The sequence below is a fragment of the Gilliamella sp. W8126 genome (genome assembly GCF_016102185.1).
In the GTDB taxonomy this organism is placed as follows: Bacteria; Pseudomonadota; Gammaproteobacteria; order Enterobacterales; family Orbaceae; genus Gilliamella; species Gilliamella apis_A.
The window spans coordinates 549,220-568,593 of record NZ_JACFPE010000002.1; the positions used below are offsets into that span (position 1 = coordinate 549,220).

At 28.8% G+C, this 19,374-nt stretch carries 17 protein-coding genes; 14 read left to right on the forward strand and 3 right to left on the reverse strand.

The features are described from left to right. Position 1: 1 nt before the first annotated feature. From H3S74_RS06465 to H3S74_RS06500, 8 genes are read left to right on the forward strand one after another with little or no spacing between them, the layout of a single operon-like run. Positions 2-1,090, forward strand: a complete 1,089-nt coding sequence (locus H3S74_RS06465; protein ID WP_110447489.1) for a DegT/DnrJ/EryC1/StrS aminotransferase family protein — start codon at positions 2-4, stop codon at positions 1,088-1,090. After that, positions 1,077-2,051, forward strand: coding sequence for a glycosyltransferase (locus H3S74_RS06470; protein ID WP_198247515.1), 975 nt, complete (start codon positions 1,077-1,079; stop codon positions 2,049-2,051). The genes H3S74_RS06465 and H3S74_RS06470 overlap by 14 nt, the downstream gene beginning before the upstream one ends. Before the next feature lie 4 nt (positions 2,052-2,055). Beyond that, positions 2,056-2,412, forward strand: coding sequence for a holo-ACP synthase (locus tag H3S74_RS06475; protein ID WP_110447491.1), 357 nt, complete (start codon positions 2,056-2,058; stop codon positions 2,410-2,412). Positions 2,413-2,452: 40 nt separating this feature from the next. Beyond that, positions 2,453-3,520, forward strand: coding sequence for a dTDP-glucose 4,6-dehydratase (gene rfbB, locus H3S74_RS06480; RefSeq protein WP_198247516.1), 1,068 nt, complete (start codon positions 2,453-2,455; stop codon positions 3,518-3,520). 8 nt (positions 3,521-3,528) lie between these two features. Beyond that, positions 3,529-4,398: a glucose-1-phosphate thymidylyltransferase RfbA gene (gene rfbA / locus H3S74_RS06485; RefSeq protein ID WP_110447493.1), complete on the forward strand. Its 870-nt coding sequence runs from the start codon at positions 3,529-3,531 to the stop codon at positions 4,396-4,398. A gap of 2 nt (positions 4,399-4,400) precedes the next feature. Next, positions 4,401-4,934 carry a dTDP-4-dehydrorhamnose 3,5-epimerase gene (gene rfbC, locus H3S74_RS06490; RefSeq protein ID WP_110447494.1) on the forward strand — a complete coding sequence of 178 codons (534 nt, stop codon included), beginning with the start codon at positions 4,401-4,403 and terminating at the stop codon, positions 4,932-4,934. A 4-nt stretch (positions 4,935-4,938) separates the two neighbouring features. Then, positions 4,939-5,796, forward strand: coding sequence for a dTDP-4-dehydrorhamnose reductase (rfbD, locus tag H3S74_RS06495; RefSeq protein ID WP_110447495.1), 858 nt, complete (start codon positions 4,939-4,941; stop codon positions 5,794-5,796). A gap of 18 nt (positions 5,797-5,814) precedes the next feature. Further along, positions 5,815-6,822 carry a hypothetical protein gene (locus H3S74_RS06500; RefSeq protein ID WP_110447496.1) on the forward strand — a complete coding sequence of 336 codons (1,008 nt, stop codon included), beginning with the start codon at positions 5,815-5,817 and terminating at the stop codon, positions 6,820-6,822. Between the two features lie 9 nt (positions 6,823-6,831). Here the strand turns inward: H3S74_RS06500 and H3S74_RS06505 are convergent, their stop codons facing one another. Beyond that, positions 6,832-7,854, reverse strand: a complete 1,023-nt coding sequence (locus tag H3S74_RS06505; RefSeq protein ID WP_198247517.1) for a glycosyltransferase — start codon at positions 7,852-7,854, stop codon at positions 6,832-6,834. A 249-nt stretch (positions 7,855-8,103) separates the two neighbouring features. Between H3S74_RS06505 and msbA (H3S74_RS06510) the strand changes: the two genes are divergently transcribed. Together msbA (H3S74_RS06510) and msbA (H3S74_RS06515) are read left to right on the forward strand one after the other, a co-directional pair. Continuing rightward, on the forward strand, positions 8,104-9,840 hold the full coding sequence (gene msbA / locus H3S74_RS06510; RefSeq protein ID WP_198247518.1) for a lipid A export permease/ATP-binding protein MsbA: 1,737 nt from the start codon (positions 8,104-8,106) through the stop codon (positions 9,838-9,840). Between the two features lie 13 nt (positions 9,841-9,853). Further along, positions 9,854-11,620 carry a lipid A ABC transporter ATP-binding protein/permease MsbA gene (msbA, locus tag H3S74_RS06515; RefSeq protein ID WP_220000040.1) on the forward strand — a complete coding sequence of 589 codons (1,767 nt, stop codon included), beginning with the start codon at positions 9,854-9,856 and terminating at the stop codon, positions 11,618-11,620. A gap of 105 nt (positions 11,621-11,725) precedes the next feature. Here msbA (H3S74_RS06515) and H3S74_RS06520 read toward each other — a convergent pair whose 3' ends face one another. Together H3S74_RS06520 and H3S74_RS06525 are read right to left on the reverse strand one after the other, a co-directional pair. Then, complete coding sequence (locus H3S74_RS06520) at positions 11,726-13,006, reverse strand: phosphoethanolamine transferase (RefSeq protein WP_110447499.1); 1,281 nt, start codon at positions 13,004-13,006, stop codon at positions 11,726-11,728. 346 nt (positions 13,007-13,352) lie between these two features. Further along, on the reverse strand, positions 13,353-14,303 hold the full coding sequence (locus H3S74_RS06525) for a glycosyltransferase family 8 protein (protein ID WP_110447500.1): 951 nt from the start codon (positions 14,301-14,303) through the stop codon (positions 13,353-13,355). Positions 14,304-14,456: 153 nt separating this feature from the next. On the opposite strand from H3S74_RS06525, the gene H3S74_RS06530 reads away from it, so the two are divergent. The 4 genes from H3S74_RS06530 (at position 14,457) to tsaB (ending at position 19,359) form a co-directional block, all read left to right on the forward strand. Further along, positions 14,457-15,434, forward strand: a complete 978-nt coding sequence (locus tag H3S74_RS06530; RefSeq protein WP_181414639.1) for a glycosyltransferase family 8 protein — start codon at positions 14,457-14,459, stop codon at positions 15,432-15,434. A 35-nt stretch (positions 15,435-15,469) separates the two neighbouring features. Next, the gene (locus tag H3S74_RS06535) at positions 15,470-16,456 is read left to right on the forward strand and encodes a glycosyltransferase family 8 protein (protein ID WP_110447502.1); all 987 of its coding nucleotides are present in this window, start codon (positions 15,470-15,472) and stop codon (positions 16,454-16,456) included. 291 nt (positions 16,457-16,747) lie between these two features. Beyond that, entirely contained in the window at positions 16,748-18,682 is a 1,935-nt protein-coding gene (locus tag H3S74_RS12695) for an ATP-dependent DNA helicase (RefSeq protein WP_198247519.1), read from the forward strand. After that, positions 18,679-19,359 carry a tRNA (adenosine(37)-N6)-threonylcarbamoyltransferase complex dimerization subunit type 1 TsaB gene (gene tsaB, locus H3S74_RS06545; RefSeq protein WP_198247520.1) on the forward strand — a complete coding sequence of 227 codons (681 nt, stop codon included), beginning with the start codon at positions 18,679-18,681 and terminating at the stop codon, positions 19,357-19,359. Before H3S74_RS12695 ends, tsaB begins: the two co-directional genes overlap by 4 nt. The last annotated feature ends 15 nt before the right edge of the window (positions 19,360-19,374 follow it).

Below are 19,374 nucleotides of genomic sequence, written 5' to 3' on the forward strand. Positions count from 1 at the left end.
TATGATACATTTTCTAAATTTACAAAAGATAAATAATTTTTACAATGAAGAAATTTTAAAACGGATAAATACTATTTTTGAAAAAGGTTGGTATTTACAAGGCGATGAAAATCATATTTTTAATGAAGCATTTGCTACTTATTGTGGAGTGAAATATGCTGTTGGTGTAGCAAATGGTTTAGATGCACTTAATTTAATAATTAAAGCATACGGTTTTGGTTCAGATGATGAAATTATTGTTCCTGCTAATACTTATATAGCATCAACACTAGCCATCTCAGCAAATGGCTGTAAACCTGTGTTGGTTGAACCCGATCTTAATACATATAATATTAATCCAGATTTAATTGAACAAGCAATAACACCTAAAACAAAAGCTATTATGGTTGTTCATTTGTATGGTCAAGCTGTTGAAATGGAAAAAATCTGGAAATTAGCTGAAAAATATAATTTAAAAATAATTGAAGACTCTGCTCAAGCTCATGGTGCTATGTATAAAGGACGTAGGGTTGGTAATTTAGGTGATGCTAGTGGTTTTTCTTTTTATCCTGGAAAGAATCTAGGTTGCTTAGGTGATGGTGGCGCAGTAACTACAAATGATGAAGAATTATATTTGAAGATTAAGGCTATTGCTAATTATGGGTCTAATAAAAAATATGTCAATCTTTATAAAGGAGTTAATTCTAGATTAGATGAGCTACAAGCAGCAGTCATCAATGTTAAATTACCTCATTTAGACGAAGATAACAATAAGCGTCGTAAAATTGCTAATTATTATATTGAAAACATAAATAACCCATTAATTATTTTACCAAAATTGTTGCATGAGGATATGCATGTATGGCATCTGTTTGTCATAAGAACTGAAAACAGGGATGAGCTACAAAACTATTTAAAATCAAATGGAATACAAACAATTATTCATTATCCAATTCCAATACATAAGCAAGAAGCATATAAAGAATGGAATCATTTAAATTATCCAATTACTGAGAAAATACATAAAGAAGTTTTATCTTTACCTATTAGTCCAGTAATGACGGAGGTAGAAGTACTTAGAGTTGTTGATGTTATAAATGAATACAAATAAATTACCGTTAGTTTCTGTGATTATATCAGCATATAATCACGAAAATTATATCCAAGATACTATTAAATCGATTATTAGCCAAACATATGAAAAAATTGAACTAATAATTATTGATGACGGTTCTATTGATTCAACTTTTGAAAAAATTCTTGAGATGGAAAATATTTGTAAGGAACGTTTTACAAATATCATCTTTCAAAAACAACAGAACCAAGGTATTGGGGCGACTTCTAATAAGTTAATCAATTTGTCCCAAGGTAAATATATATTTTGTATAGCTTCGGATGATTTAGCTAAATCTGAAGCGATATATGAAGAAGTGTCATTTTTAGAAAAACATAGTGACTATGCATTGGTAGTTGGGGATAATGAAATTATTGATCAAAATAATATAGTTTGTTATTGGGATAAAGAAAGAAATATAATTTATGATAAGAACCTTGCCAATTACCAAACATTTGCGGATTTTCTGAAAATTAAAAAATTAGGCAATAATTTTGGAAGATATTTATACTTATATAGAGGAAATCATATACCAAATGGTTATTTAGTAAGAAAGTCTATATATGATAAGGCTGGCCTATATAATGTGAATGCGCCATTGGAAGATTGGTTCATGAATCTTCAAATTTCTAAATATAGTAAGTTTAAATATTTAGATAAAGTTCTTTTTTCTTACAGATGGCATCCCCAAAATACTATAAAACAAAATAAAAAAATTAATGATATGTTTAAGCTGACCTTACAATATGAAAATATTTTGCTCAGTAATATTGATTTTAAAGATTATGATAAAGATCTATTCAATTGTTTTATGTTTGGTAAATTAACTAAAAGATTTATTATTATTCCTAATATTTTTGAATTACGTAGATACAGAAAAAACAGTGTGAAAATGTCAGTTTTACATTTTTGGGGTATTGATTTTATTCTTAATAAAAAGTTTCTTCAAATTGGATAAACATATGTTTGCAGTTGGTTGCGATGTTGAAAAAATTGATAGGTTTAATGATAAAGTTTCAAATTTCTCTTTTTTGAACAAAATTTTTACAAAAATAGAGTTAAATTATTGTTTATCTAAATCTTATCCCGCACAGCATCTTGCAGTAAGATTTTGTGCAAAAGAATCAATTATTAAAGCACTTTATAATTTAAATATTATTGATGTATTGGTTAATGAAATTGAAATTGAAAACGATAAAGCAAAAAATCATCCTATAGCAAGAATATTAAATAATAAATATGATTATCTAAATATTCGAATTAGTTTGTCTCATGATAGAGATACTGCTATGGCTGTTGCTATCATTTATACCAATTAATTTTTGAATAAATTTATTGTATACATTAGGAAAATAACACATGAAATTTATTGTTACTGGAGGTGCAGGTTTTATTGGTTCCGCGGTCGTTAGACTGATTATCAATAATACTGATGACGAAGTTTTGGTTATAGATAAATTAACATATGCTGGTAATTTAGAATCATTATCCGAAGTTTCTGACAAAGGAAGATTTCATTTTAAACAAATTGATATTTGCGATCGAAAATCTATCGATATGATAATTAATGATTTCCGTCCTGATATTATTATGCATCTAGCAGCAGAAAGTCATGTAGATCGTTCAATTGATAATCCTTCAACTTTTATTGAAACTAATATAATTGGTACCTATACACTTTTAGAAGCAGCATTAGCGTATTGGAAATCATTGGATATAGTTAAAAAAGAAAGCTTCCGTTTTCATCATATTTCAACTGATGAAGTCTATGGTGATTTACATGGGACAACAGATTTATTTACTGAAAAAACGCCTTATTCACCAAGTAGTCCTTATTCTGCTTCAAAAGCATCAAGTGATCACCTTGTTCGAGCTTGGCATAGGACTTTTGAGCTACCAATAGTTATTACTAATTGTTCAAATAATTATGGACCTTATCACTTCCCAGAAAAATTAATTCCATTAATGATCTTAAATGCATTAGAAGGGAAACCTTTGCCTGTTTATGGTAATGGTCAACAAATCAGAGATTGGCTATATGTCGAGGATCATGCTAGAGCTCTTTATTTAGTTGCGACTCAAGCCAAAGTTGGAGGAAATTATAATATCGGTGGTTACAATGAGCAAAAAAATATTGATGTTGTAAATCTAATATGTGATCTACTTGAAGAATTGGTTCCTAATAAACCGAATGGTGTTATTAATTATAAAGATTTAATTTGTTTTGTTACTGATAGACCAGGGCATGATCAACGTTATGCTATTGATTCTTCAAAATTATACCATGATTTAGGTTGGAAACCACAGGAAACATTTGAGAGTGGTATGCGTAAAACAGTAGAATGGTATTTAAAAAATAGTGAGTGGTGCAATCATATAAAAGATGGTTCATACGCTAGACCAAGGCATGGTATTTTTAAAAAATAGGGTAAATTATGAAAGGTATTGTATTAGCAGGTGGCTCAGGGACTCGTCTTTATCCTATAACAAGGGGGATATCAAAGCAATTATTACCAATATATGATAAACCTATGATATATTATCCTTTATCTGTGCTTATGTTAGCTGGAATTCGTGATATTTTGGTCATTACTACACCAGATGATCTACCAATGTTTAAACGGTTATTAGGTGATGGTAGTAGATTTGGTATTAAACTTAGTTATGCCCAACAGTCAAAACCAGAAGGATTGGCACAAGCTTTTATCATTGGTGAAGAATTTATTCAAAATCAGCGATCTGCTCTAATTTTAGGTGATAATCTTTTTTTTGGCGAAAGCTTTGGTAGGAAGTTAGGAAAAGTTGTATCTCATAAAGACGGTGCTACAATTTTTGGCTATCAGGTAGTTGATCCAGAACGTTTTGGTGTTGTAGATTTCGATGAAAATTTTAAAGCATTATCAATTGAAGAAAAACCAATCAAACCAAAATCGAATTGGGCTGTAACTGGACTCTATTTTTATGATGAAAACGTAGTTGAGATGGCAAAACAAGTTAATCCTTCAAGCCGTGGAGAATTAGAAATAACAACACTTAATCAAATGTATTTAGATTCTGGTTTATTGAATGTAGAGATACTTGGTAGAGGATTTGCTTGGCTAGATACTGGAACACACGATAGTTTGCTTGAAGCATCATCGTTTGTTCAAATTATTGAAAAAAGGCAAGGATTAAAAGTTGCTTGCTTAGAAGAAATTGCCTTTAGAAATGGTTGGTTGAGTGTAGAACAGATAAGAAAAGAAGCAATAGATTCGAAAAAAACATTATATGGCCAATATCTATATCAACTTGTTGAAAAGATTTAATTATGCAGATTTTTGAAACTAAAATTAACGGAATCAAAGTTATTCATCCTAAAGTAATAAATGATAATAGAGGTTATTTTTTTGAAACCTTTCAAAAAGAACGCTATCAAAAATTGTTAGGTATAAATTATGAATTTGTTCAAGATAACTTTTCTCGTTCTTTTAAAAATGTACTTAGGGGAATGCACTTCCAAGTAGATTACCCGCAAGGTAAATTATTACGAGTTGTTCAAGGTAAAGTTTTTGATGTGGCTATTGATATTCGTAAGGATTCTCCAACCTTCGGTCAATGGGTGGGGATGATTTTATCTGCAGAGAATAATAAGCAATTATGGGTTCCACCTGGATTTGCTCATGGTTTTTTAGTTTTATCGGATATTGCTGATTTTGAATATAAATGTACAAATTATTATGACTCAAAATCAGAAAGATGTTTGTTATGGAATGATCCTACAATAAACATTAGTTGGCCAATATCTAATCCAATATTATCCGCTAAAGATAAGTTAGGTAAATCTTTTGAGGAACTATTTTAAATAAATGAAAGTTTTACTAACTGGTTCAGAAGGTCAAGTAGGTCAATGTTTGAGAAATATATTTCCTTCAAGCTGGCGATTAATAGCAGTTAATCACCAACAATTGGATATCAGTAATTATTCAGCTGTTGATGATTTATTATCATTATATCAACCTGAGTTTATTGTAAACACCGCCGCATATACGGCGGTAGATAATGCAGAAGTTGAACAAGAATTAGCTTATAATGTTAATGTATTAGGCTCCAAAAATTTAGCAATCGCATCAAATAAATATCACCTAAGGCTTATTCACCTTTCAACCGATTATGTTTTTGATGGTACTAAAAATTCACCTTATTTAGAAACTGATTTAACTAATCCCATTAATGTATATGGTCAAACTAAACGTAATGGCGAATTAGCAATCCTTGAAACTGATCCTTCAGCAATAATAATTAGGACTTCATGGCTATTTAGTGAATATAACAATAATTTTGTTAAAACTATGCTAAAGTCAGCTTCCTCAAAAAAAAAATTATCGATAGTAGATGATCAATTTGGTAAACCTACCTATGCTGGTGACTTAGCAAAAACAATTGTCAAGTTATTGCGAAAAAACATTGATGGTGGAATATATCACTATTGTGGAAATGAACCCACAACATGGTATTTATTTGCTAAACAAATATTTGATATCGCTTTAAAACAGGGTACTATAACTGAAATGCCTAAAATTCTACCTATTCATACTAAAGATTTTGGTACTAAAGCATTAAGACCTTTATATTCAGTTTTATCTACTAAAAAAATAATTCAATATGGTATCAAAGATTCTGATTGGAAAAAAGAATTAGCAATATGTATTTCCAAAATTAAATAATTATAAGGTGTCATGATAATGACTGTTTACTTTTCGGAATGGAATGCTGACTATGAAAAATATATGGTTAACTCCCTAAAATCTGAATATGATGTAGTACTTTTTAATAAATTAATGAAACATTTTAGGAATATTAATTTTTCATTAGAAAAAAGAAATTTTCCTCGTCAATGGTTTATTAATCTTAATCGATATATAAAATTAAAAAACCTAAAAGCTGAAGATATTTTATTGTGTAGTGGCTTTGCTATATCAGGATTTATAGATTTAATTAAAGATGTGAATTGTCATCGAGTTTTAGTTTTAAGAGATACTATAGATGTTTTAAACAATAGTATGAAAAACAAAAAAAAATGGCTACGTCAAGATGAAGATTATATAACTAAAATTACTCCTCATTTCGATAAAATATATAGTTTTGATTTCGATGATTGTAGAAAATATAATTTTACCTATTTGAACCAGTTTTTGCCTTTTACTTTTTCTGAAATGAAAAAGATTAGAATCGAATTAGATAATAAAAATCTTTCAAAAAACTGTTTTTTTATTGGCGAATATTTGGAACATCGAGTTGAAATAATTAATAAATTAGCACCTAGATTGCAAGATGATAATTATAAAATTGATTTTAATTTGATTAATTATGACATAGTTAAAGATATATCATCGACTTTGAAAGAATCAAACTTTTATAAGTTAGGGAAAAAAATTAGTTATTTTGAAAATATAGAAAAAGTAAAAGAAAGTGATGTTATTCTGGAAATAGGACAAATAGGTCAAACAGGAATAACATTAAGAGCTATAGAAGCGATCTTATTTAATAAAAAATTAATAACTACTAACAAATCTATTAGAGAATATAATTTTTACAATCCAGAACAGATTTTTATTCTTGAAGATGAAAATTATATGAATATTTCAGTATTTTTACAGACAACGTTTTCACCTATTTCCTTAGACATTTTATATCAATACAGTGCTGATGCAATGTTAACTAAAATTATTAATGATATTCATATAATATAGAAAAAATTATCAGCTTTTAGTTATTTTTTTTAGATAATATAGGATATTGCAAATTATTCCAGAAAAATATTTTTTCTGATGCATTTTATGTTTTGAGCAATATCTCATTTGATTAGCATTCGTAGCTGATAGTAATGGTATTGATTTTAAGGGAGATCGTTCTTTAACGGTTATAAAATATTGTGAGCATTTATAATCTTTCGCCCATGTATGCCAAGGTTTAGTTGGTCCGATATAATGGATTAATATTGTTTGATCTAAAATGGGAGAATAAATTTTATTTTTAGTCTTATATTTTAGTTCATAATTAATACTAACTTGTTGATTATATTTACTATCAAGATATTTAACTTTTTTTAATAATAGTAAATTTAAAACATCCTGATCAAGGTGAGTCAGTTTTTTTGATTTATTAATATCAGATAGCATTTTCAATGCTTGGCTATTTATATTTAATTCATTCCATTTATTTAAATTAATTAGTAAAAATCCTGCATTAAAATAACCTTTAGATAAATTGGGTTCATTTAGCCGAATTGCACATTTATTCCACCATATAGCATCTTTGTCTTTTACTACATAAGCAATATTGTCATCAAATTGCAATGAAAATAATTCTTCTAAGGAGCCTTTACATATAATATCTGCATCAATATATAGAATTTTATCAATTTTTTGATAAAAATAATTAGCTACTATAAATCGAAAATAAGTCGCTATAGTCCAAATTTTTGTAGTTGGTAGTTCAGCAAAAGTATCATCATCTACTAAATAAATTGTTATGTTCACGTTAAATTGTTTATTTAATAATTTCATGATCCTTTCGAATTCAGATGATAAACTGTTAGTGAATACATGAAATGAAAAATTAAATTTAGAGTTAAATAATAAAATCGAGGAAATGGAAACTGCACAGCCTAGAAAAAAATTACGATCAATTCCATATGCTATATTTAATGTATCAGTATTATTATTGCTGTTTGAAAAAAATTCTATTTTTTTTTTAATAATCTTGTTAGCATTAAAATACATTGATTATTTCCTATCCTTAAAAATCTACAAATAAAGTAATTGATTTAGAATATACTTACAATTGATGTAAAATTTCAATATAAACTAATAATTAGATAGACTATAAGCAAAAATGGAGTTTATTTCTAATTATTATATAGGTAATACAAATTAGTGCTACTACTAGTTGAAAAAGAATTGTAATAATATTTAAACTAAAGTGTCATAATGTATAGTATAATGGAAACAAAATAAATTTTTTTAATCCTTATGCTAAATAAATATAACTCATTAAATACTATTAAACAATTGTGGCCATTTATTTATCCACATAAAAAAGCTCTAATTGTTGCTATTATAGCACTTTTGGTAAATGCTGCGACTGATGCAACTTTAATTTCATTAACAAAACCATTGTTAGATAACGGTTTGATGGATAAGAACTATGAACTTTTAATTCTTTTTTCAATTGGTATTATTGGTTTGATGACTTTACGCGGATTATCTAATTATTGTTCAACTTATTGCCTTTCATGGCTTTCTGGTAAAGTTGTAAATAAATTTCGACAATTAATTTTTAATCACTTATTAAAAAGTTCTATAAGTTTTCTTAATAAAAATACTATAGGAGAACTGGTAACTATTATAACCTATAATACTCAATTGTTATCTAAAGCATCATCTGATGCCCTCATTATATTGGTGAGAGAAATTACATATGCTATTGGTTTAAGTATTGTAATGTTTTATGGAAATTGGAAATTAGCGCTAGTTTTACTTTTTCTTGTACCGTTGGTTATCTTTATTGCCCAGTTTATAGCGAAAAAGTTTAGACAGACTCTTATCTTTATGCAGAAAGGAGTTGGAGACATTGGTATTGCTGCTGATGAAATGATCAAGGGACATAAAGAAATATTAATTTTTAATGCCCAAAATTATGAAAAAAATAACTTTTACTCGATTAATAAATCTTTTAGAAGAAGTATTTTAAAGATTGTTTTAGTATCAGGTTTATCATCTCCAATTATTCAATTAGTTACAACTATAGCTTTAGGTTTTATATTATATTTAGTTGCAAATCAAGCCTTAGATATTACCCCAGGCTCGTTTACAGTTGTTTTTTCTGCAATGGTTGCTTTTATGCGTCCATTAAAAGAATTAACTAGTGTTCATCTTGAATTACAAAAGGGGGCTGTTGCTTGTGAATCATTATTTAATCTTTTAGAATCAAAGATCGAAGAGGATAGAGGAATAATTGAATTAACAAGCGTTGAAGAAGGCATTGATTTTAAAAAAGTTACATATACATATCCAGAAAATACGGTACCATCATTAAAAAATATTAGTTTCAAGGTTAAAAGGGGAGAAACTATAGCTTTAGTCGGTCGCTCTGGTGCTGGAAAAACAACTATAGCAAATCTAATACCACGATTTTATGATATTGTTGACGGTGAGATATTAATCGATTCAATTAATATAAAAGAATATACGCTAAGATCATTACGTAATCAAATTGGATATGTATCTCAACAGGTTCATTTATTTAGTGGAACAATTGCTGATAATATTGCATATGGTGCTAAAAATAGGTATACCAGAGAAGATATTATAGAGGCAGCTAAGCAGGCTAATGCCATGGAATTTATAAATAAATTAGAAAATGGAATTGATACTGAAATTGGTGATAATGGAATTTTATTGTCTGGAGGACAGCGCCAACGAATAGCAATTGCAAGGGTATTACTCCGTAATAACTCAATTTTAATTTTGGATGAAGCCACCTCTGCTCTGGATAATGAGTCAGAAAGATTTGTGCAACAAGCAATTGAAAATTTAAGGAAGAATCGTACCTCTATTATTATTGCCCATAGACTATCTACCATTGAACAAGCTGACCGAATTTTGGTTATTGATCACGGAGGACTTGTAGAGGAAGGGACTCACCAAACTTTATTATCCAAAAATGGTATTTATGCCTCAATGTATCATTTACAATTTAACTCTTAATCAAAATTATATTATGAAAAAAAATAGCACAACTATTAATAACGATATCGATCGAGATTTTTCTACGTTATATACATTTTCTAAGTTATGGCCATATATAGCTAAAAATAAATTGTTGCTTTTTTTTGCAATAATATTATTAATTACTAGTGCATTTGCTGATACTTCACTTATAGCGATATTACAACCTTTGCTTGATAAAGGCTTTGTCGAAAATGATCAGAATTTTTTATTTATGGCGCCAATATATATTTTCGGCTTAGTTTTACTTCGTGGCGTCGCTAATTACGCGTATTCTTTTTTTCTTTCCCTAATTTCAACTAAGGTTGTACTTAAAATACGCCAAAGACTTTTTAACCATTTTGTTGATTCTCCTGTAAGTTTTTATGATAAAAATTCAGCTGGACGATTATTATCCCGTATAACATATGATACAGAGCAAGTAGCATCCTCGTCTTCAGATGCTTTGATTACTATTGTTCGAGAATCTGCATTCATTTTTGGATTATTTTATACAATGTTTAGCAATAGTTGGCAACTATCATTATCTCTGATTTTTATTACCCCTATTGTAATTGGTCTAATTACCTTTGTGTCAATAAAGTTTCGAAAAATGGCAAAAAACATGCAAAACTCAATGGGTAATGTCACTATGTCTGTTGAACAAATGTTAAAAGGTCATAGAGAAATTCTTCTTTTTGGTGCTCAAGATGAGGAATCAAATAACTTCGAAAAGGTTAGTAATAAATTTCGTAGAGATACTATGCGCCTAGTATCTATTTCCGCTCTATCTACACCAATTATTCAGCTTATTATTTCATTTGCGATTGCTTTTGTTTTGTTAATGGCTAGTGACCCGGAATTGAATATTACACCGGGACAATTTATTGTTGTGTTTTCTTCACTTGTTGCTTTAATGCAACCGATCAAAAGTTTAACCAATGTTAACGCTGAATTTCAAAAAGGGATGGCTGCATGTCAGACTTTATTTTCAATATTTGAACAACCCATTGAAAAAGACAGTGGTGATATTACTATTGAACGTGTGAAAGGTAATGTTGAATTTAAAAATGTTTCTTTTACATATGAAACAAGACAAGAGCCAGCATTAAAAAATATTAATTTTAAAGTAGAGCATGGTAAAACTGTTGCTTTAGTTGGGCGTTCAGGCTCCGGGAAGACCACAATAGCAAGTTTAATTACTCGCTTTTATGATATTGAAGATGGCCAAATTCTAATTGATAATTTAAATATCCAAGATTTCACATTATATAGTTTACGAAACCAAATTGGTTTAGTTTCTCAAAATGTTCATTTATTTAATGATACCATAGCAAATAATATTATTTACGGACGAATGGGGGAATATTCACAAAGTCAGATTGAAGAAGCAGCAAAAAAAGCTTATGCCTATGATTTTATAACAGGACTTGAAAAAGGTTTTGATACTATAGTCGGAGAAAATGGTACACGATTATCTGGAGGCCAACGTCAACGTATTGCCATTGCTAGGGCTTTATTACGCAATACTCCAATTTTAATTTTAGATGAAGCTACATCAGCATTGGATTCGGAATCAGAAAATGCGATACAGAAAGCATTGGATGAATTACAAAAAGGTCGCACATCAATTGTTATTGCACATAGATTATCTACAATTGAAAAAGCTGATAAAATTATAGTTATCGATAGCGGTGAAATTATTGAACAAGGAAACCATCAAGAATTATTATCGCAAAATGGTTTATATGCAAAACTTTACGAAAGTAAATTAAATTAGGTGATTAATTTGCTCAATTTAATTTATATATATATAAATGATAACAATTAAAATTTAAATAGACTTTTATAAATGGTTTCACCAAAAGTCTATTTAGTTTGGAACTTATTGATACTTTTTAATAAAACTCTGATATTCATAAGGTTGTCCATCTACAGATAATATTAAATCATTCATTATTAATGAATGATCAATATTTACTGAATAACCCAGTAGTTTACTAAATAAATAGACAATATTTGAGGTATTTACCATTTTTTCATTATTTCTGTAATTTTCTATCTCATTACAAGGAAAATCATCGTATGTTGAATATATCATTAGCGGTACTTCAAATTGGTTACTAAAACTTTCTGATTTTCTTAATAACCCATGCCCTAAATCAACAATTTCACCATGATCAGGTGTATAAATTAAAATGAAATTATCCAGATTCACTTTTAAAGTATTATAAATTTTTTCTATCACTCTATCTGTATGATGTATCGTTAAATCGTAATTATCTACATTAGGTAGATCTTGTAAATCTAACTGATCGTAACCAAGATTATAAGGTTTATGGCTTCCAGCTAAATGAAGAACAATGAAATTATTTTCATTTTTTTGAAAGTTAGTTTCAATTAACTTCTCTGGTAGTTCAAGATCATCTTCTAAATTTTCGATAAATGTATTGCTAAGTTTAGCAATTATTGAATATTTACTGCTATGAGGGCCTGATTCTCGAGTTTTTGAAATCCAAGATGTATGATATTTTTGTGTATTTGCCATTTCAATAATATTTTTTTCTTCTAATAAAGGCAATTCATTATTGGGTTTAGCAAATGACAATAACATTGGAATCGAATCTCTTGTTATTGAAGCTGGTGAATGTGCTTTTTCTATAACACAACTGTTTTTTTGTGAAAAAATTTTGCTCATATTTGGTGTTGTATTTTTTTCGTATCCATAAATACTATGTCGACCTCTGTATGCGGACTCACCAAGAATGAGAATAATATTTTTATATTTTCCATAACTAATTGAATTATTATCTATTATTGATTGATTATATTTTTCGTGTTCAATTACATTTGTGTATTTTTCTTTAAAACCAAAATAGGAAGCTAATAATATAGAAGTGTTTCCAATTACGATAGGATATTTCATCCGAATTGATTTATTCATCGAAAAGAAAGGATCTATTTGAAAATCTCTTACATGACGTTTATCTGATATATAATAGTAGAACGTATTTTTGAATAAGAAGAAGCAACAAATAAAAATCGAAGTCCAATATAAAAATTTATTATTTAAATTTAATTGAATTTTATTATAGATATTAAAAGTAAATATTATTGAAAATAGTATCGCTGGAATTATGATCGGAAAGATTTCTTGTTGAAGCATTGTAACACTTTGCTCGGAGTCATTTTCCAAGGCTGATTTTAGAAGCGATTCCGAAATGTATCCATATTTAATACTGAAAAATAATTCAATACCTAAAATAAAGTTGAACACAAGAAATATAGAATTTCTTATCCAACTATATTTTTGGGGAATGAGTAGAAAAAACAAATATATAAGAAAAGTATAGTTAAAATTTTTTAGATTTTGAATGTTTATGATGTAAAAACTTATCAAAATAACTAAAAAATAAAAAATGATGAGCAGTTTTTGATTTTTATGATTAAAAAAATCTATTTTTTTTAAGTGATTGAACATTAAATCCCTTACAAATTTTTAAAAAGTTATTTTATTTACATAATTTTATTAAATAAGTTATGTAATATTTAATTGATTGAATTATTTTTCCTCTTTTTAAGAATTGCTTTGCGTATATCCTATAATCTACAGAACGCATTTTATTTTTATAGGATTTTAATGATTGAGTGGACCAAGGAGTAAAATGTTTATAAAAACAATAAATATTTTGGGCTATCCCAGTATGTTCTTGATACCATATTTTTCTTGCACCAGTAAAATGCACAAAATAAGGTAATGATTGTTTATTATGGAAAAAAGATTCTTTTTCTTGGTCATCCATCCAAGTAAATAAATAATTCCATTTTACATCAATAAAATTAATTTGTTTTTGCAAAACAATGTTTAATGCATCTTGATCTGGGTATATAAAATTATAATTTTGCGGAGATAATAATATTTGGTTAGCTTTATTTTCTGTATCAAATTTTTTCCAATTTTGAGTATTTATGTATAAAAAACCAGAGTTAAAATATTTTTCAGCAGCTAAACCTAAACGGTTTGTATTTTGTAACATATTATTTACGTCTAAAGAGTCGGCCGTTACAGCACAAACTACCGAATCAATATCGATATTCAAAATAGAAGATATATCACTGAAGCATAGTATATCTGCATCTAAATAAATAAACTTATCAACATAATCAGGTAATAATCTTGGTACAGATAAGCGGATATACATTGAGCGATTTATATGCTTTATCTTATCATTCTGAATTTCAGAATATTTATCTAACTCATCTGTCGGGATAGAATAAAGATTAATTAAAGGACTAATTTCCTTCAGCTTGTTTTTATCTTCTTCTGAAACATCATATAAAAAAACATGAAAATGAATATTATGATTTTTATTATTAAGTATGATTGAAGTAATAGATACACCAACATGTTCTAAATAATTCGGGTCAGTACAATATACAACATTAATAATACTATTATTCATTTCAAATACTCATTAATACATTATTCTAAAATATAACATAGCTATTTTGTTATTACAAAATAGTTATATAAAATTATGTTCATATTTAATTTTTTCATAAAAATTGATTATGTTACAATAAACCAAATTTCAAATTTTGGACATCAAGCTTTCATGTTAGCAGAAAATCTTTTTATTAGTAAGGTCACTACTTTATTTAGTCATACAATTGAATCACAAGAAACAGTGCATATTGCTTTTTGTTTTGATGATAATTATGCAATGCCAGCAGGTATTGCTATGTCATCAGTTATGATTAATAATTCCGATAAAAATTTGGTTTTTCATTTATTTGCCAACAGCGTATCTGATGAGAAAATACAAAAATTTCATCAATTAAGTGAAAAAAACACCACAATAATCTGTTATGAAGTTAGCGATGAGTTTTCTATAAATCCAGATACTTTAGTGTTACATGTTTCTGCGTCAACGTGCTTACGTTTTGTAGTGCCACAAATGTTAAATAAAATAACATCCAGAGTGTTATATTTAGATTGTGATATTCTTTGTACTAACAATCTGAATCATTTAATCAATACCGACTTATCCGATAAATATGCCGCTGTAGTGCCTGATGTAGAGAAAACTCAAGAAAAACAATGTTCAGCCTGTGATATTCCATATGGCGAATATTTTAATGCGGGTATGATTTATATCAATACTGATATGTGGGTAGATAATAATCTTACCGAAAAAGCTTTTGCAATGATAAATAGTGGTAAAGTTTACAAATTTGCCGATCAGGATGTTCTGAATATATTAATGCAAGGTAAAACTCAGTTTCTACCTAAGATATTTAATCAACTTACATCGCTTACAGTTGGTGGAAAGGAAGATAGCGTTTTAAGTGATGATACGGTTATAATTCATTACGTAACTGGCAATAAACCATGGTACCAATTATATTTAACCCCCCTTTATCAACGCTATATTGCTGCTTCACCATGGGCTAACCGAAAATTATTATTAGCTAACGAGAATGCGCCCTCAACTACTAGACGTTATGCAAAGTTGTTAGCTAGCAAGCATCAATATTTCAAAGCTTTTAAATATTATTTTTTATATTTAAAACACAAAGTATTTAAAAAGTAATTTATTATAACAAATAGAATAATGGTTTTAGTTGTATGGAAAATAATATGCACTATAGTGATAAATTTTTAAAAAATACATTAGTTTTAAATAAAAAAGCACAGATTACTGAAGGATATCATATTGCTTATTGTTTCGATGATAATTATGCAATGCCTGCTGGTTTATCTTTGATGTCTGTTATTGAAAATAATCCGAATATTGCCATTAATTTTCATTTATTTACTAATAATCTTTCTAAACAAAATTTATCTAAATTTGAAACATTAGCGAAACAACTTAATTGCACCATAACTTGTTATGAAATTGATAGTAATTTCTCAGTAAATTCCGATACATTAGTTTTAGGAATATCAATTGCAACATGTTTAAGATTTATTGTTCCTGAAGTTTTAGAAAAAATAACAAGCAAAGTTTTATATTTAGATTGTGATACCTTATGTGTGGGTAATTTAGAAGAGCTTTTCAATAAAGATTTAAATAATAAATTAGCAGCAGTAGTTGCAGATATGGAGTATATGCAAGATAGCCAAGGTAAAATGTATGATATTCCTTATGGTGAGTATTTTAATGCAGGCGTTATATATTTTAATACATTATTGTGGAATAAAAATAAATTAACAGAAAAAACATTTAAGTTGATTAATGACGGTAATGTATATACATTTGCAGATCAAGATGTTTTAAATATTGTTTTAAAAGAGAAAACATTATTATTATCTTCTGATTTTAATAATTTAACAGCTTTATCTGTTAATGGAAATGAAGATGCTAAAGTTGAAAAAAATACTAAAATAATTCACTATATAACTAAAAATAAACCATGGCATCAACCTTATAAAACTAATTTATTTAATCATTATTTTACTAACTCTCCTTGGAAAAGTATGTTATTACCTTTATATAACGATAACAAAACTTCTTCAATCCGTGCTTATGCAAAATTAATGTTTAGGCAAAAGAAATATCTAGCAGGAATAAAACATTATATTATTTATTTGAAAACTAAATTTAAAAAATAATATTAGGTTAATAATTTTGTTTCTTTCAAGCTTATTTAGTTAATAGATTAGAAAAATTTCAATCTATTTCTAATTAAGCTTTTTATTTATAGTTAAAGTTCATGTATATATTTTTGCCTTGGTTATTGGTATAGTATACCTCGTTGTCTTGATGGTTAATTATCCAATTTCATGACTATTGTTTCATGTCTATTTTAAGAGGACGTTATATTTTACTAACGTTAATTATTTCTTTAACAAATTTTCTAGAAGATATAAATAGGGCTTATCTTTTGATTAGGTGTATTTTAAGTGATTGATGATTTTGCAGAAAATGGTTTACTTGCGACAGCTATTGATGGTTTTGTTGCAAGATCGCCACAAAGACAGATGGCAAATAAAGTCACTAAAGCAATACAAGCGCAACAATCACTGGTAGTTGAAGCGGGAACCGGTACAGGTAAGACCTTTGCTTATTTAGTTCCTGCATTACGAAGTGAAAAGAAAGTCATTATTTCAACTGGCTCAAAAAATTTGCAAGAACAGTTGTATAGTAAAGATTTGCCGATTATCAAAAAAGCTTTGGACTATACCGGTAAAATTTCACTTCTTAAAGGTCGAGCCAACTATCTCTGTTTAGAACGTATGTATCATCAATACGCAGCTGCCGGTGATTTAGATAAGAATTTACGTACAGACCTTGTCCGTGTCAAAAATTGGTCAATTAAAACCAAAGACGGTGATATTAGTAAATGTACAACGGTAACCGAAGATAATCCAATTTGGCCAATTTTAACTAGTACTAATGATAATTGTTTAGGAAGTGAATGCGAGCACTATAATGATTGTTATGTGGTTAAAGCTCGTAAGCGAGCGTTAAATGCTGATATTGTTGTGGTCAATCATCATCTGTTTTTAGCGGATGTAGTGGTAAAAGATACAGGGTTTGGTGAATTGATTCCTAAAGCTGATGTGATGATATTCGATGAAGCTCATCAACTTCCAGACTTAGCATGCCATTATTTTGGGGAACAGTTAACCAGCCGACAACTTTTTGATTTAGCCAAAGAGATAAATTTAGCTTATCGAACCGAAGTCAAAGATATGTCTCAGTTACAGCAATGTGCTGATAAACTACAAAAATGTACCCAAGATTTACGATTATTAATAAATCAGCAAAATAATAAAGGCAATCTACGTTATTTATTTAATCAAGCTAAAATTAAACAAGAATTATCTTATTTATTTGATGCTCTTGATTTTTGCAAAGAAGTTCTTTTATTAGCAATAGGGCGCTCTACTACCTTAGATAATTGTTTTGATCGCGTTAACCAGTATCAACTATTGCTAAAGCGTCTAACAGAAACACATGTATCTGGTTTTAGTTATTGGTATGAAAGCTCATATAGTTCTTTTTTATTCGCATTAACACCATTGTCGGTTGCTGAAAAATTTGCAGAGTTATTAATCGAGCGCAAAGGGAGCTGGATCTTTACATCAGCAACCTTATCCGTTGATAATCAATTAGATTATTTCACCAAACGTTTGGGGTTAGCCAATTCTGACTCATTGATTTTAGAAAGTCCTTTCGACTATAACAACCAGACAATAATGTGTGTGCCGCGTTATATTCCATCACCAAATGAACAAGGTAATGCTGAAAAACTGGTTGATATTTTATTACCCGTTATTGAAGCTAACAAAGGTCGCTGTTTTTTCCTCTGTACTTCATATGCTATGATGAATGCCTTAGCGACACAGTTTCGAGAATTAACCAAACTACCTGTTTTAGTTCAAGGTGATACCAGTAAAGTAAAATTATTGGAACAGTTTATTCATAGTGGTAACGCTCTATTAATTGCAACTAGCAGTTTTTGGGAAGGAATAGATGTTAGAGGTGACATTCTTTCTTGTGTTATTATTGATAAATTACCTTTTACTTCACCTGATGAGCCTTTAATTAAAGCTCGAATGGAAGATTGCCAAATGCAAGGTGGTGATGCATTTAATGAGGTCCAATTACCTGAAGCTGTTATTACCTTAAAACAAGGAGTAGGGCGATTAATTCGCCATCACAATGATCGTGGAGCAATTATTATTTGCGATAATCGATTAGTCATGCGACCATATGGCGCAACATTTATTAATAGCTTACCACCTTCGCCAAGAACGCGAGATATAAATAAGGTCATCAATTTTTTATTATCTAACAGTGAATCGATAATCGATAATTTGGAAAACAAATGAGTACTATTTTAGCCATTGATACTTCAACAGAAGCTTGTTCAGTCGCATTATTTTATCAAAATGAAATCACTCATGATTTCATTATTTCAGAGCGAGATCACACCAAGAAAATCTTGCCTATGGTTGATAATATTTTGCATCAAGCTGGGTGTAGTCTTTCACAATTAGATGCCATTGCTTTTGCTCAAGGTCCGGGTAGCTTTACTGGAGTGCGAATAGGGATTGGAGTAGCTCAAGGCTTAGCTCTCGGTATTGATGTACCAATGATAGCTGTATCGACATTGCAAACTTTAGCACAAGGTGCTTATAGAACTAAATATGCAACTAAAGTTATTCCAGCAATAGATGCTAGAATGGGAGAAGTCTATTTAGGACAATACCATTATCAAGATCAACAATGGCAAGCGATCACTCCTGAATGTGTAATTAAACCTGAAGATGTGGTAACTAAAATCAAAAGTATTGATAATGAAGATTATTCGGCTGGCACTGGTTGGCAAACTTATCCTAATATGTTAGCAATGATTAAACCAAGTGAAGTGTTGTTACCTGAAGCACAAGATTTGGTGGTTATCGCTCAGCAAAAATGGTTAAGAAAGGAAGTGGTTAAAGTTGAAGATGTTGAGCCAACATATTTGCGCAATGAAGTTACATGGCAAAAATTACCAGGTCGATAACAGCAGATAAGCGCT